The 14,818-nt window shown below is 66.2% G+C and carries 11 protein-coding genes; 5 read left to right on the plus strand and 6 right to left on the minus strand.

What is annotated here, in order from left to right; genetic code table 11:
* Positions 1-347 precede the first annotated feature (347 nt).
* Positions 348-1,343, minus strand: a complete 996-nt coding sequence (locus ABT340_RS33065) for an AraC-like ligand-binding domain-containing protein (RefSeq protein WP_352014810.1) — start codon at positions 1,341-1,343, stop codon at positions 348-350.
* A gap of 715 nt (positions 1,344-2,058) precedes the next feature.
* Between ABT340_RS33065 and ABT340_RS33070 the strand changes: the two genes are divergently transcribed.
* Positions 2,059-3,075, plus strand: a complete 1,017-nt coding sequence (locus ABT340_RS33070; protein ID WP_352014811.1) for an HNH endonuclease — start codon at positions 2,059-2,061, stop codon at positions 3,073-3,075.
* A 92-nt stretch (positions 3,076-3,167) separates the two neighbouring features.
* Here ABT340_RS33070 and ABT340_RS33075 read toward each other — a convergent pair whose 3' ends face one another.
* From ABT340_RS33075 to ABT340_RS33085, 3 genes are all read right to left on the minus strand, one after another.
* A complete protein-coding gene (locus tag ABT340_RS33075; RefSeq protein ID WP_352014812.1) occupies positions 3,168-3,434 on the minus strand; it encodes a GIY-YIG nuclease family protein in 267 nt (88 codons plus the stop codon).
* Positions 3,435-3,518: 84 nt separating this feature from the next.
* Positions 3,519-4,964 (minus strand): ABC transporter permease family protein, encoded by a 1,446-nt coding sequence (locus ABT340_RS33080; protein ID WP_352014813.1) that lies wholly within the window; start codon positions 4,962-4,964, stop codon positions 3,519-3,521.
* A 27-nt stretch (positions 4,965-4,991) separates the two neighbouring features.
* Complete coding sequence (locus ABT340_RS33085; protein ID WP_352014814.1) at positions 4,992-7,175, minus strand: NACHT domain-containing protein; 2,184 nt, start codon at positions 7,173-7,175, stop codon at positions 4,992-4,994.
* Between the two features lie 124 nt (positions 7,176-7,299).
* Here ABT340_RS33085 and ABT340_RS33090 point away from each other — a divergent pair, with 124 nt between their 5' ends.
* The 3 genes from ABT340_RS33090 to ABT340_RS33100 all read left to right on the plus strand — a co-directional run bounded on the left by ABT340_RS33090 (position 7,300) and on the right by ABT340_RS33100 (position 9,803).
* Positions 7,300-7,851, plus strand: a complete 552-nt coding sequence (locus ABT340_RS33090; protein ID WP_352014815.1) for an RNA polymerase sigma factor — start codon at positions 7,300-7,302, stop codon at positions 7,849-7,851.
* Entirely contained in the window at positions 7,848-8,423 is a 576-nt protein-coding gene (locus ABT340_RS33095) for a hypothetical protein (RefSeq protein ID WP_352014816.1), read from the plus strand. The genes ABT340_RS33090 and ABT340_RS33095 overlap by 4 nt, the downstream gene beginning before the upstream one ends.
* 414 nt (positions 8,424-8,837) lie before the next feature.
* Positions 8,838-9,803, plus strand: a complete 966-nt coding sequence (locus tag ABT340_RS33100; protein WP_352014817.1) for a DMT family transporter — start codon at positions 8,838-8,840, stop codon at positions 9,801-9,803.
* Positions 9,804-9,932: 129 nt separating this feature from the next.
* Here ABT340_RS33100 and ABT340_RS33105 read toward each other — a convergent pair whose 3' ends face one another.
* On the minus strand, positions 9,933-10,334 hold the full coding sequence (locus ABT340_RS33105; protein WP_352014818.1) for an ester cyclase: 402 nt from the start codon (positions 10,332-10,334) through the stop codon (positions 9,933-9,935).
* A gap of 103 nt (positions 10,335-10,437) precedes the next feature.
* A complete protein-coding gene (locus ABT340_RS33110) occupies positions 10,438-11,043 on the minus strand; it encodes a hypothetical protein (protein ID WP_352014819.1) in 606 nt (201 codons plus the stop codon).
* 629 nt (positions 11,044-11,672) lie between these two features.
* On the opposite strand from ABT340_RS33110, the gene ABT340_RS33115 reads away from it, so the two are divergent.
* Positions 11,673-14,818, plus strand: a 3,146-nt coding sequence (locus ABT340_RS33115) for an NB-ARC domain-containing protein (RefSeq protein ID WP_352014820.1), incomplete at its 3' end; no start/stop codon positions are given.

The raw sequence follows: 14,818 nt of genomic DNA on the forward strand, positions 1-14,818 counted from the left end.
GCGGCCAGGCCCGGATCCGCCTGCGCCGTGCCGGACCGCGTGACTGTCATCTCTCCTCCCGAGAGCCATGTGAACGACCGGCCCGGCGAATCACGAGAAGCGCCGGACCACGCCGCCCAAAACGTCAGGCGTTTTTCGTACGGCCTCCGCCCATCGGGTTCCCACCCCCATTGCCCGCGCGTCGTCCCACACGTTCCTCCGCGTTTCGTTTCGCGTTTCGTTCCGTGGTGGAGGCCGTACAGCCCCTGTTTCCGCCTGAGACGATCAGGTGCACCTGTGCATATGCTCGCAGCGAAGGAGCAGGGGCGTCATTGACTGTGAGCGCTCAATCGTTTGCCAGGAGCGCACTACTCCACGGCGTACGTGTCCGGCTCTTCGAGCGCCCGGCGCCGGAACTCCCCCGGCGGAACACCCTGCGCGGCTCGGAAGACCCGGCTGAACTGCACGCCGTCGGTGAACCCCCAACGGGTGGCGACGGCGTGGACCGGCACGGTGCGCAGGGCCGGGTCGGACAGGTCGCGGCGACAGCGGTCCAGCCGGCAACGCCGGATCCAGGCGGCCACGCTGATTCCCTGGGCCTGGAACAGCCGGTGCAGGTAGCGGGTGGAGATCTGGTGGGCGTTCGCGATGGTCTCGACGTTGAGGGCCGGATCGCTCAGGTGCCGTTGGATGAAGGCGTGGATGCGCGCCCGCAACGCCTGGCCGGACGACCCGGCCTGCGGGGAGGATCCCGCTTCGAGGACATGGGCGCAGGTCGCGGCGACCAGGTCCAGAGTGATCGTGGACAGTCGGGCGGCGTCGGCGACGCTGTAGCCGGGGGTGTGCCGGGCCAGCTCGATGATGTGGTGGCGCAGCAGGGCACCGACCCCGGATGAGCAGGGAAGACTCCGGCCGGTGAGCCGTACCAGAGAGTCGGCGGGCAGCGGCATCAGCGCCTTGGGGATGTGCAGGATCATGCTCTCGTTGCTGCCGGTCGCGTCGGCCAGCAGCCGGGTGTGGAAGGGCCGGGCCGCGTCGTAGAGGAGCAGGTCCCTCGGGCCCGCGGTCACCTGACGGTCGCCCTGGTCCAGCACCTTGCCGCCGCGCAGGGGCAGCGAGAGACAGTACGTCTCGGCGTCGGAACGGCGGATCAGCACGTCGGTGCGCCAGGCCCGCAACGGCGGGGACGAAAGCCGCGACAGGTACAGCGCCCCGAGGCTGATCCGACGCAGGACGGCATGGAACGTCCCTTCGTGGTCACTGCGGATGGCCATCGGCATCAGGGGACCGTCGGTCGTCTCCTGGCGCCGGGAGAAGCGGTCGGCGGCGGGCAGATCATGGATGCGGAAAACGACCTCGCTCATCGCCCGTTCCCCAGAACTCGCGGTTCTTTTTCGCCCGCTAAAAATCCATTGCCACACATGAAAAAACCTCCCCCACGGCGCGAAACAATTCTGGCCTTTTCACGGTATAACCCCCGGCCACCGACGGCCCGCGCCTTCAATAAACGGCCGCCCTCAGCCGGGATTCACGGGCAGGCGAATCTCGGTCACCCTCGCCACTCCGACGGGGTCCCGGGTCTCGTGCATGGTGACGACGTCACCCGGCCTGAGATGCCGCCGGCCGTACACTGGACGTCGTCGTGGAGCCACAACAGTACGCCACGTCCGGCTGGCAGGTCTCAGAACCCGGCGGCCGGGGAAGCGTTTCGACCACCTCCTCAAGAAGGAGGGCGGCCTCCCAGTCGTCTCGCCTCATTAGTTCCAACGCATCATCCACGCCCTGGGCACCAGAACAGAGAGCCAAGAAACCCACAGGGTCGGGACTCACCGAAATCCGCGATCTGATTGATTCCGCCCACAGTGGTAGATACCTTCAGCAATGCATATTAAATGTCCAAAAAATTCAACAAATTTCACCATCCCTAGACCGGGAAGATAGTTTGCGGAAATTTCCAACTACGGCCATATCGCAAGCCGACTGAACACATAAGCGCATTCACCAGTCCAGCACCCAACCCACAGATTCCCCGCCAGAAGCTCCTTGCAAAATCACTCCTGCAGAGAAAAGTAGGCGAGAGTGCCGAAGAAGAAGCAAAAGACCGCCCCACGCCAGAACAAACAAAAAAAGGGAGTGGGTATCTATCATGACATGGCGGTTTATGAGAATTTCGAACGATGCGCACATCGCGTTTTCAAAGTTTTACAACTTGCCCAAAAATCCAATCCAGGCGCACCGCGCCTCCTGTATTTCGACGTACAGGGACACAGAAACGATGCGGGCGGCTATGATCATGACTCGCTGGAGATAATGAAACAATTTTTTCTCGAATATCTCATGTCATACCTGACCGAAATTTCCACACCGCTGTATAGAGCGAAGAACGGGAGCAAGCAGAGAAACGACATTCCCGACGAGCTCGCTATATCCTACCCAGAAGGTGAGAGTGGTTTCTGGTACGACATAGATCTTCTTCCAGTAAGTCCAAGAGAGACGGATACCGGTAGCCGAAGAACCCCTCCTTCCAGGAAAGCGATCGCCGACTACCTTGGGATGGACGAGGAGCTATGTCTAGTGTGCTGGAAGTCACCCATCGAGCGAGCCCATGCTGTTCCTACCGCCCTTGGTGGATCGATGAACGTCCGAAACTTCGCTCTGCTGTGCAAAGAACATCACAGCCAGGCTCCAGACATCGCGGACGCGGAAGCGTTCTGGGCATGGGTTGACTATGCGGAAAGAAGGGATGCAGGAAGCAAGTGGGAAAGATCTTCTGAGGATATAAAAGATTGGGTACGCGCGCTCGGTTCACGAACAGAGATGCAGGACAGATCGGAGATGGAGTTCATAGCAGCAGTAAAATTCGAACTGAGAAATCTCTATGGATGGACCGGCGTCGATTTCTCCGACTCTTCCTGGAGCCTGCAGGAGGAATATCATCGAGTGCTCGACGCAGCTACTGGAAAGCATTTCGGTGTGGAAAAGAAGGTCGCCACCCATGCCTGGGCGTACGATGTCGCCAAACGACGCCTTTCCCTGCATGACCCATCCAGAACAGATCAGCCCAAAAAAGTCCTTCTTTACGAAGACATCCAGTAAGCGCAGACTTGTGGATAAATATCACATCCAGCCGCGTATAAGCCTCAGGGAAATACCTTCTCCAAGGGTTACCTCGATCTCATCGATGCTCTTCAGCGCCGACCTCTGTGGGTCCTGTTGTATCCAACTTCGGGATCGTTCGACCGGTACATCCGGATGAACTCACCTTCGGCCCGCAGCACCTCGGACTTTGTGGCCTCCGAGGACTCCCAGAGGATCTGCTTCCTGATGGTGAAGTCCCGACGCTCCTCCCTGGTGAAGTCCATCGCGATGTGCTCGCTGCTCGCGCTGCCGAAATAGTTGGCCGAGTCGGTCAGATCGCTGCCAATATAGATCTTCCCATTGGGGTAAGTAATCATATAAACGACTTTATATCGATCAATATTCACGCAGCAAACAATACAGCCCGTACCAACAAAGCGGAAATTTCCCGACTAATTGCACTATTTCAACTTCCGAAAATGCATCGTAAGGATTCGCCACCGTCCAGACGGCCCTTCCTTCGAAGGAACCGGCGCGAGAGCGGCGATGAGCGCGGCCAGGAGGGACAGGACCAGGGGCAGGGCGGCGATCAACAACCATGGCGTCTCGAAGGAGACCCGCGGTACCGGCTCCCATTCGATCGGGGCGGTGAACGGCCAGGCCAGGAGCAGGCCGACCACGCATCCGGTGACCGTGCCGACCGCCGTGCCGCACGCCGTACCGATCCCCACCCTGCAGGCGGCGAACAGCCGTGGGGAACCACCACCGAGCCGGGACAACACCCGCGTCGTCCGAGGGCCGCCCCTGCCCACGAACAACGCGGCGCCGAGGGCGAGGACGACCGCCACCGCGACGATGGGACGCCAGCCGGTGGAGGGCTCGAACCCACGCTCGACGTAGGTGGTCGCGGTGTCGCCCAGACGACGGTCGATCCGCTCCTGCTCGGCCCGCGAAGTACGGTGAGCGGAGGGGTCGATGATCAGCCTGTCCAGCTGCGGCTGGTAGCCGAGATCCCTGATGACCTTCGCCGGGACGAACAACTCCTTCACCTCGGGGTCGGTCGGCCTGACGACGATCGCGGGCACGTTCCTGGACGAGAGCGCATCGCCCCCCGCAAGGGGACCGTAGGAGATCGCCACCGTGTCGGCCTTCACGTCGTCGGACGTGACCACCACGGCCGTGTTCTCGTCGTACGGCGTCGCCGGGTCACCGGTCAGATAGTGGAGCAGTTCCCCCTCCCCGAAGACGCCGACCGGGGTGACGGCTTCGAAGTCCGGCAGTTCCAGATCCTCGACGTCCGGGATGAAGTGCCAGGCGCCCGCGCGGAAGCTCCGCACCATGGGCACCCCGGGCAGTTCCCGCTGGACGGCCGCGCGTACGGCGGCCACATCCTCCGCGGAGGAAACCTCGACCAGGAGGGCACCGGGGCGCCCCTGCGGGAAATACCTCACCCTTTCCTGCGCCGTCTCCGCAGCCGCGACGGTCATGAAGATGGCCGCGGTGGCCGTCAGCACCATGGTCACCACGACGGCGGCGGCCGACCTGACCCGGTTGTCGGCCAGGTCACGGACCGCCAGACGCATCAGCGATGGCAGCCGTACCGTGTGCCGTACCAGGGATCCCAACAGCCATGGGATGAGCGGGCCGAGACCCGCGAAGAACACCGCGGCGCTCGTCGCGGCCAGCAGCGCCATCATCGCCGACCCGAAGTCGTCGTAGTGCTGGTCCTCGTGAGTCGACCACACGGTGTACATCAGCACCGCGAAGGCGCAAGCCGACAGAGCCAGACCCCGGAGCAGGTAAAACCGGGACACACGGGTGTGACGGCCGTTCGAAGTGGACCGTACGGCGAATCTCACAGAGCCGAGCGCAAACGCCATCAGCATCACCATGATCAGCTCAAGCACCAAAAAATGATAATGGCGACAAAAACATTATTTCCGATTATTAGCCGATAAAGCGAAGTGGTCCTGGAGGGCCGCGTGACGGAACTGATAGATCGGGCCCACCGTGCGTAGCAGACCGAGCCGGTGCGCGTCGTCGAGGAAGGACATCAGGTCGCGGGGCAGCAGACGACGGCGGGCGAGCCGGTGGGTGGCGACCAGATAGGCCGGCCACCCGTGGTGCTCCCCCACCGAGGCCGCGAACAGCGGCCCGAACATGAGCGCCACCCCCACCGTGCTCACGACCCCGACCACGACCCTGTGCTCCGCCACGGGGACCGCCCCGGGCAGGAGCCCGTAGGCGAGCCCGAACAGCACGGTGAACACGACGTCGAGCACGACGAGGCGGACGAGATTGAGAGCGCGGTCGTCCCGCAGACTCGACAACGGAGTGCCCGCCGTACCGGCCGTCGGCGCCTCAAGCCGTACGGCGATCGCGGACGAGAGCCCGTACACCAGTCCGGACGTGAGGCCGAACAGAAGGCCGATGGCGAGCCCGAACAGCGCCGTGGCCAGGATCGAGGCACCGGAGGCGGAGCCGTATCCGAGCCCGACGGCCACCCCGAGCACGAATCCGACCGCGGCCCCTCTGAACGTCCCGCCCCTGCGGCGCCCGCCGCGAGGCCGGGTCCCGCCGGACAGGGAGCCCGGCGTCTCCCGACACCATTTTTTGATCTTGAACGCGCACACGATCCCGAACAGCAGCCCGAACCAGACGCCGGACAGGAACCACCCCCGGCCGTTGTAGGTCAGCCAGTTCGGCTCCCCGGACGCGACGCCGTAGACCAACCGGCCGAGGAACCCGATCACCACCCAGGCGACCGTCGAGGTCACGACCCCGGCCAGGAAACCCGTACGGAGCCGTCCAGCGCCGGTGTGCCGGGCGAGCTGCCACCAGGCCAGGTCACGGGTGTCGGCGGCGGTCATCAACCGGGCCAGGTAGGCCAGGTGGGCGCGCATCCGTTCGGCCTCCCAGGCCCTGCGGGGACGGAAGTGCTCGGCCGGGTCGCGGCTGGTCAGCCGGGAGGCGACGGCGGCGGGGATCAGCCGGTCCAGCAGGTGCGCCCGCAGGCGGTCGGGGTCCTGGGCGAGGGCGCCGGTGAGCGGAGCGGGGTCGGCGGCGGGGGCGACGTAGCCCGCGCGGACCAGCCACAGGCCGAGCGCGGTCGAGGCGACCTCCGTCAGGCCCGGCGCCGTGCCCTCGGCCAGCGCGGTGAAGACCGGGGACCAGCTGTGCCGGGGACGCGGCGGCAGACAGGCGCGTAGGTACCCGGCGACAACGGAGGGGGAGAGCGGCAGGGGAGCGATGACGGCCGCGGCGGTGAGCACGTCCCCGGCCTCCGCCACGGCCTCGGCCAGCTCGTCGGCCCGGCTGGTCAGCACGAACCCGTCCCGGTCGGCCAGTGAGGCGTTCAACGCCCTGATCACCGCGCCCCGGTGCTCCCCGGTCAGCTCGTCCAGACCGTCCAGGACGGGCAGCACGTGTCCCTGTCCGGCCAGCGCCCCGGTGACGCCGCCGCCGAACGCCGAGGTCAGCGCGGGGTAGTCCCGTGCCAGCCGTACGGCGAGCCAGTCATGCAGCCGGGGACGCTCGGCGGGGTCCCAGCCGGTGAGGGTCACCAGCACCGGCACCGGCTCCCCGGGAGCGGCGGAGTCGAGCAACTCCAGCAGCAGCCGCACGGCCAGGGTGGTCTTGCCACTGCCCGGCCCGCCGGTGATGACCAGCCGCCGCCGGTGCAGTTTCCTGAAGGCCTGGGCCAGATCGGCCCCCTGACCGCTGGAGACGGTGAACCTCAGCGGCTCCGGCCCGACCAGGTGCGGATGGTCCATCAACCCGGCGTCCTCGGTCAGCCGCCAGCGGACGGGGATCGGGTGCGGGTCGCTCAGCGAGCGGACCCGTGACTCCTCGCGCCACTGCTCGGCGACCAGCAGCCCGAGCGCCTCCCTGGCCGCCCGGACGGTCTCCCCGGTGACCAGCGAGGACGCCGGGGTACGGCGGTCGCGGAGCGTTCCGTGGACCGTCAGGGCGAGACCGGCCACGGCGACGAACAGACCGAGCACGCTGGCCCGCTGGTCGGCCGTCTCCAGGTCGGTCCGCCAGAAGTAGAGGAGCATGCCCGCCATGGCGCCGACGAACAGGGCGAGGCCCGCCTGGGTGAGGACGCGTCTCCGCATGCCCTCATCGTCATGCCCCGGCAGGATCGACGAGAGGAAGTTCGGCGAGTCTGTGACCTGCGGATGTAACCCTTCTTCTCGATTCTCACCAAGCAGGGACGAATCGACGAAGGGAGCATGACCGGTGCTTCGCAAACAGGCGAAGATCGCCACAGATCCTGTGGCGTTCGACGCCTTCTATCGGCGACATGTCGATGCGGTCACCCGCTTCCTCGCCCGTCGCGTCGACGACCCGCACACCGTGGCCGATCTCGTGGCCGAGGTGTTCGTGGCCGTCCTCGACTCGGCCCACACCTACCGGGCCGACCTGGGTTCCGAGATCGCCTGGCTGTACGGGGTGGCCCGCAAGACGATCTCAGCCGAGCGACGCAGGGCGTACAGGCAGCACCAGCTGACGGACCGGGTCGGCGGACGTCGTCATCTGGACACCGACGACGTCGCCGCGCTGGAGGAGCGCATAGACGCCGAGCGGGAGGCCAGGCGGATGTTCACGGCCATGGCCGAGTTGCCGAAGGGGGAGCGCGCGGTACTGGAACTGGTCGTCGTCGACCAGCTCACGGTCACGGAGGCCGCGCTCGCCCTCGGCATCCGGCAGAGCACCGCCAAGGTGCGCCTGCACCGAGCCCGCCGGACACTGCGGAACCTGCCCTTCGTCATGAGTGGAGCATCAGGATGAGATACGAGGAGCAGCTGCTTATGGACCTCAAGGCCGAGATCATGGACCGCGCCGAACGGCGCCGCCGCCTCACCCGCCGGTTGTTCGCCGGTGGCGCGGCGGTTCTCGTCGCCGGAGCGGCGGCGGTCGCGATCCCCGTGCTGACCGGGACGGGAACACCCGCCTACGCCGTGAACAAGAAGGCCGACGGCACGGTCAACGTGCAGATCCACGAGTTCAAGGACGTCGACCAGTTGGAGCGGGACCTGAACGAGGCCGGTGTCCGGGCCGACGTCAGCTACCTGCCCCCGGGCAAGCAGTGCGAGAAGGGCAGGGGCAAGGTCGACGGTAAGGCCATGGGGCCGGATGCCGACGCGGCCGCCCGCATCGTCAAGGGCGGCCTGGACATCAACCCCCTGCTCATCGGCCAGGACCAGACCCTGGTGCTGGAGTTCACCGGCGACCAGGAGGAGACGGCCGAGACGAAGAAGTACGAGATGCTGTGGCGCCTGACCGCGTCCCTGATCACCGGCCAGGTCGGACCGTGCGTCCCGGTCGACGACCCCACCTGGAAGGGTCGCGTCGCGAACTGACGCACCCGCGATCGTCAGGCCGTCGCGGATCCCTGTACGGCGAGGCGGGTCGTGAGGCTGTCCCATGCCCTGACCGGTTCACGTTTCGCGGTGGTCCGTATCCGATCCGTGTTCTTCGGGTACGGACCACCGTCGACCCACCCCGGCGCCACGTGGTCATCGAATACGAACCACCGGCCCACCACGACGCGAGCAGTCAGCCGTGCGGCGTCGGCGGCCCGTGGTCATCGGATGCGGACCACCCCGTCGGCCCGCTGACCGGCAGGCGTTAGAGTCACCGTCATGTACTTGATCGTCTCCCCGCCGCCCGCCCACTAGCGGGCGGCGTCTCCACACCCGGCTGATCACCCCCGGGTGTCTCTTCGCTGTCCGCGACCGAGGATTCCGTCGAGACAGCGATCCCTGGAGATGATCGTGCTTCACTCAGGTCCTCTGCCGATCGGCAGAGCCGTGTTCTACATCGCCGTGGCGGCCGTCGCGTGGGGAACGGGCGGCGTCGTCGCCGCCGTGCTCCACTCGACCAGCGGGCTCGACCCGCTGACGGTGTCGTTCTGGCGCTTCTTCGGCGGCACCGCCGCGCTCGCCCTGGCCTGGCCGCTGACGCGCCCCCCGGGTGTCCCCTCCCTCGTCGGCCGGTTGAGGTCAGGCCTGTGGCGGTTCACCGTGACCGGCGCCGGAATGGCCGTCTACCAGACGGCCTACTTCGCCTCCGTGAACTTCGCCGGTGTCGCCGTCGCCACCGTGGTGACCCTGGGATTCGGACCGGTTCTCGTCGCCCTGGGCGCCCGGCTGTGGCTGGCCGAGCGCCTCGGCGGCCGAAAGGTCCTGGTCATCGTCGTGGCGCTGGCCGGCCTGACGGCGCTGGTGTTCGGAGGGGATCCGGCCACCGGCTCGACCGCCCGCGCCCCTCTCCTCGGCGTGGGGCTGGCACTGCTGTCCGCCGTCGGATACGCGGGCACCACACTGCTCAGCCAGGTGATCGGATCCGAGGAGGGCGGCGACGACCCTGTCGGTAACGCGCTGATCGGATTCGCCATCGGGTCGGTGTGCCTGCTGCCCTTCGCGCTGGCCCTGGGGATCCTGCCCGAGCGGGGCGCCCCCGTGACGGTCGGCGCCCTCCTGGCCTACCTGGGGCTGTTCCCCAGCGCCCTGGCGTACGGGTTGTTCTTCACGGGGCTGCGGACGGTGCCCGCGACCACGGCCTCGATCGTCACGCTTGTGGAGCCGCTGGCGGCGGCCGTCATCGCGGTGTGCCTCCTCGGCGAGCGCCTCACGGCCCTGGCCCTGCTCGGCGGGGCCGTACTGCTCTCGACGGTGGTCGTCCTGGCCGTCACGAGACACGATCGTCCCGACGAGGCAGGACCCCGGCGGACCCCCTGACAGGGACCTGAACCGACAGGTGACCATCGCTCACACGGGATGACTCCAACCCTCCGAACCTGGAGTTTTCGTGCTGCTACGAGGACATCGACCGGTTCGTCCTCCGACTGACCGCCGGCGGAATCCGGCTCACGGAGAGGGCCGGGACGCCGAATCTTCTTCGAGAGGTTCAGGATTTCCGGCCCTTCCGCGGTCACCGCTGTCGCGGTAGGTCCACATCTCGACGAGCTTGCCGTCGTGCGTCCGGACAAGCCAGATCAGCCCGGGTGCGGCCCCGTCGACGCCTCCAACGGCGGCGACGAGGTCGCCCTCGCCGAGAACGGCGTCGATCTGGAACCTCAGGTCGGGCTGTGCCGTGCGGATCCGCTCGATCGCCTCGCGCACTCCCTGGACGCCGACCACCTCCGGATGGGCGTGGTCGATCCAGTCGGGGCTCAGGATCTCGGCGGCCGTCGAGGAGTCACCCGTGTTCCACATCTCGAAGTATCGGCTCACGGCCCGCCGGGCCCGCATGGTGACGTCGCCGTTCAAAGGTGCTCTCTTTCTTCCTGGCCAACAGGCCTTGGTGGTCAGTCCGTGACAAGGGGTGGACGATGCCCGATCGTGGCTCGCATCCGTGTCCGAGGCGCCTGCCTCAGTGCTCGCGCCAGAGGCGGTGGTTTTCGAGTCCGTCGAAGAGTTCCTGGAGCACTTTCGGCGAGCCGGTGGCGAAGAACGCGCGTTCCATGATCGTCGCAGGTGTCGGCCCGGTGATCCAGTCGGTCAGGAGCGCGTACCACTCGATGTCGTGGGCGACGCTGCTGGTGAAGTCGTTCATGAGCCACGCCATGTGGCGGGCCGCGGCCTCGGTGCTGTTCGACTCCCACTCGGCCAGGTACGGAGCCAGGTCCAATCCCAGATCATCGGCGAGGGCCTCGATCATCATCATGACGTCGACGCCGCGCGGATAGTGGTTCAGAGTGTGACGCCACCATGCGTCGCAGACGGCGACGATCGCCTCCCGCTCCGGCCGCCTCCAGCTTTTCCACGCGTTGCCGATTCTCATCATCGTGATGTCCGCGTACAGGAAGCCGTTGAGTTCTTCCATGATGAGCAGCTCAAGGAGCCGAGGGAGGAAGTGCTTGAACTCGCCTTCCTCACCCCAGGTGGACATGGCGTTGTTGGCGTACGGTCCCAACACGGACGCGGTGATCGTCCGCAGGGGTGCCTCGCGCGTGGCGCGAACCTGCTCCTCGGACACACAGTGGTAGCACACGTCGATCTTGGCTGGAAGCGGATACGGGAGAAGGCCGCGTAGAGATTCTCCAACGCGCGGTCGAGATCAGACGACGTGTCCATGCCCGGATGCTATTACTCGGCTACTGGGACAGCGGGGGTCAATGCGCGTCGGGTGATCGGACGTGAGAGTTCCCGCGGGGCGCTCCGGGTCCGCAGGCCGTACGTCGATCTGAGCGCGGTTCCACACCGGTACGGGAAAGGGATCGCCGCGAAACGCGGAATTCGAACTCCGAACGGTCTCGCTTGGTCGAAGAATCTCTTGGAATGGTACTACCAGGCTGGGGATCGACCTTCTCGCGATCCTGGGGATTAAAGGCACAGACGGCCTAATATCGGACAGAGTGGAACGGCTCTGAATACCTCTGGAATCCCGGTCCGTCGATCGCCTGCCACAGTTAGGCGGCCGCGCCACGTCACCGCTGGAAAACCCACGCCGGAAAAGCTTCCGGCCATGCTCCAGATTCATGGATAACAGTCGACGTTGTTTTGCGGCTCTCGCGAATCGCTCCCTCCAGAAGCTTCCGGCTGGATATGTTGGGAGCCGAAATCAGATGCCTGGCCGGACGGGGGCCGCCATCGTCGAGGTGGAGTATGGCTCGTCGCAACAGTCGTGAGAGTCGTAACAAGCATGCCGCGGAGGCGGCCACGGGGACACTTGTCGTTCTCACTATCGCGGTAGGCCTGCCGGTCAATGTGGTCAGTGACTACCTGCCCTCGATGGTGACCGACCACCATACGATCTGGATCATCAGCCTGGTCGTGGCGAGTTTCGTGGCGGTGTTGTTGACCTGGCTGGTTCCTCGGCTGGCCGACCGGCGTGTCAACGGGACGCCGTTCCAGGTTCAGCCCAAGCCGCCTGGGTGGGTGTCTCGCGACGAACTGGACGTGGTGGTACGGGAGCTGACCGGTGCGGCGGGAGGGACGACCGCTCTGTGGGGAGCCGGCGGGTTCGGCAAGACGTCATTGGCGGTGGCGGCCTGCCACGACCGTCGGGTGCGCAGGCACTTCACCGGTGGAATCGTGTGGGTGACCCTCGGACAGGACTGCACCGGCGCCGAGGGCGCCGAACTGGTCGGCAGTATCTGCGAAACGGTGTCCGGAAAACGCCCGCAGATCACCGATGTCAGACAGCTGTCCCATCACCTGGCGGATCTGTTGGCCGAGCAGGGGCGGACGTTGCTGGTGGTCGACGATGTCTGGACCCGCGCCCAGCTTGAGCCGTTCCTGTCGGTGGCGGGGCAGTCACGGTTGCTGGTCACCACCCACCGGCCGCGGACGCTGCCGCCTGGCTCGGTCAAGATCGAAGTGAACGCGATGACGCCCGCCGTGGCGGCGCAGTTGCTGGGCCGCGACCTGCCGGCCATGCATCCGAAACTGCGGTGGCGACTACTGGAGGTGGCGGGCGGATGGCCGCTGCTGCTGACCTTGGTCAACGCCCGTCTGCTGGAGGACGTGGAGCGAGGCGCTGCGGTGAACGTGGCCGCTGAGCAGGTCGTTGACAGATTGCGCCGAGCCGGTCCGGCGGCACTGGACATCACCGACAGCGGCCAGCGGGAGACCGCGGTCAAGGCCACGATCGACTACAGCCTGGAGGCCCTGGACAACGATCAGCGGGAACGGTTCCTGGAGCTGGGGATCTTCGCCGAGGACATCGACATCCCCCTGGAGATGGTGACGCTGTTGTGGCAGGCGACGGCGGGGTTGAACGTCGAACAGTCACATCGGCTCTGTGAGGATCTGGTCGGATTATCCCTGCTGTCATTACGCTGGGTTGGCGGAAACAAACGGGTCATAGCACTGCACGACGTTGTGAGGGCATTTGCCCACTCCGAACATGGCCTGGGCCCTCATCGTCAGATGGCGACGAACCAGTTGTTGATCGGCGAGGCACGCTCACTGATCCGCAATGGTGCCGACGGTGAAAAGAACAACGGGGGCTGGGCGTGGTGGCGGCTCCCGGCGGAACACTTCCTGTGGGATCACCTGGCCTACCACCTTGGTGAGGGACGGTGTAAGGCGGAGTTGGGTCTTCTGGTGAGTGACGTCCGGTGGATTCTGGCCAGACTCGACCAGGCAGGCCCGTTGGCTCTGGAAACCGATCTGACCCGCTGCGAATCGGCGGAGGCGGCGGACACACATCGTCTGATCGCTCGGGTTGGGCACCTGCTGGGCACATTCGAATCGCCGAAACTGAGCAGGAGCAATCGGCTGGCCCACCTCAGCGTTCTTCCTCATCTACGGGACCAGATCAGGCATCGATATTCTCTTACCGATCCTGTGCTTTTTCCGCTGCCGCCCATGCTGGAAAATGGCGGCTCTGTCCCGAGCCGGAATCCGACCGGCCGCATCGGCGGAGTGAACGCGGTGGCGATCTCCTCAGACGGCTCCTGGCTGGCCAGCGCCTCCCAGGACGGAACCGTACGAACCTGGGGAGTCGACGGTCATTGGCGAGCCACCCTGACCGGCCACATCGGCGGAGTGAACGCGGTGGCGATCTCCTCAGACGGCTCCTGGCTGGCCAGCGCCTCCCACGACGGAACCGTACGAACCTGGAACACCGACGGCACCCCACGAGCCACCCTCACCGGCCACACCGGCGGAGTGAACGCCGTGGCGATCTCCTCAGACGGCTCCTGGCTGGCCAGCGCCTCCCAGGACGGAACCGTACGAACCTGGAACACCGACGGCACCCCACGAGCCACCCTCACCGGCCACACCGGCGAGGTGAACGCCGTGGCGATCTCCTCGGACAGCTCCTGGCTGGCCAGCGCCTCCCAGGACGGAACCGTACGAATCTGGGGAGCCGACGGAGGTCTGCGTTCCACAATCACCGGCCACACCGACTGGGTGAACGCGGTGGCGATCTCCTCGGACGGCTCCTGGCTGGCCAGCGCCTCCCGCGACGGAACCGTACGAACCTGGAACACCGACGGCACCCCACGAGCCACCCTCACCGGCCACACCGGCGGAGTGAAGGGGGTGGCGATCGTCGCGGACGGCTCCTGGCTGGCCAGCACATCCCGCGACGGAACCGTACGAATCTGGGGAGCCGACGGAGGTCTGCTTACCACCTTGACCGGCCGTATCGGCGGGGTGAAGGGGGTGGCGATCGTCGCGGACGGCTCCTGGCTGGCCAGCACATCCCGCGACGGAACCGTACGAATCTGGAACACCGACGGCACCCCACGAGCCACCCTCACCGGCCACATCAGCGGGGTGAACGCGGTGGCGATCTCCTCGGACAACTCCTGGCTGGCCGGCGCCTCCGACGACGGAACGGTGCGGATCTGGAACGCCGACGGCATCCCACACGCCACCCTCACCGGTCACACCGACTGGGTGAACGCGGTGGCGATCTCCTCGGACAACTCCTGGCTGGCCAGCGCCTCCGACGACAGGACGGTGCGGATCTGGAACGCCGACGGCATCCCACACGCCACCCTCACCGGTCACACCGACTGGGTGAACGCGGTGGCGATCTCCTCGGACAACTCCTGGCTGGCCAGCGCCTCCCAGGACGGAACCGTACGAACCTGGAACACCGACGGCACCCCACGAGCCACCCTCACCGGCCACATCAGCGGAGTGAGGGGAGTGGCGATCTCCTCAGACGGCTCCTGGCTGGCCAGCGCCTCCCGCGACGGAACCGTACGAACCTGGAACACCGACGGCACCCCACGAGCCACCCTCACCGGCCACACCGGCGGAGTGAACGCCGTGGCGATCTCCCCAGACGG

The sequence above is a fragment of the Streptosporangium sp. NPDC000239 genome, from assembly GCF_040300765.1.
Lineage (GTDB): Bacteria > Actinomycetota > Actinomycetes > Streptosporangiales > Streptosporangiaceae > Streptosporangium.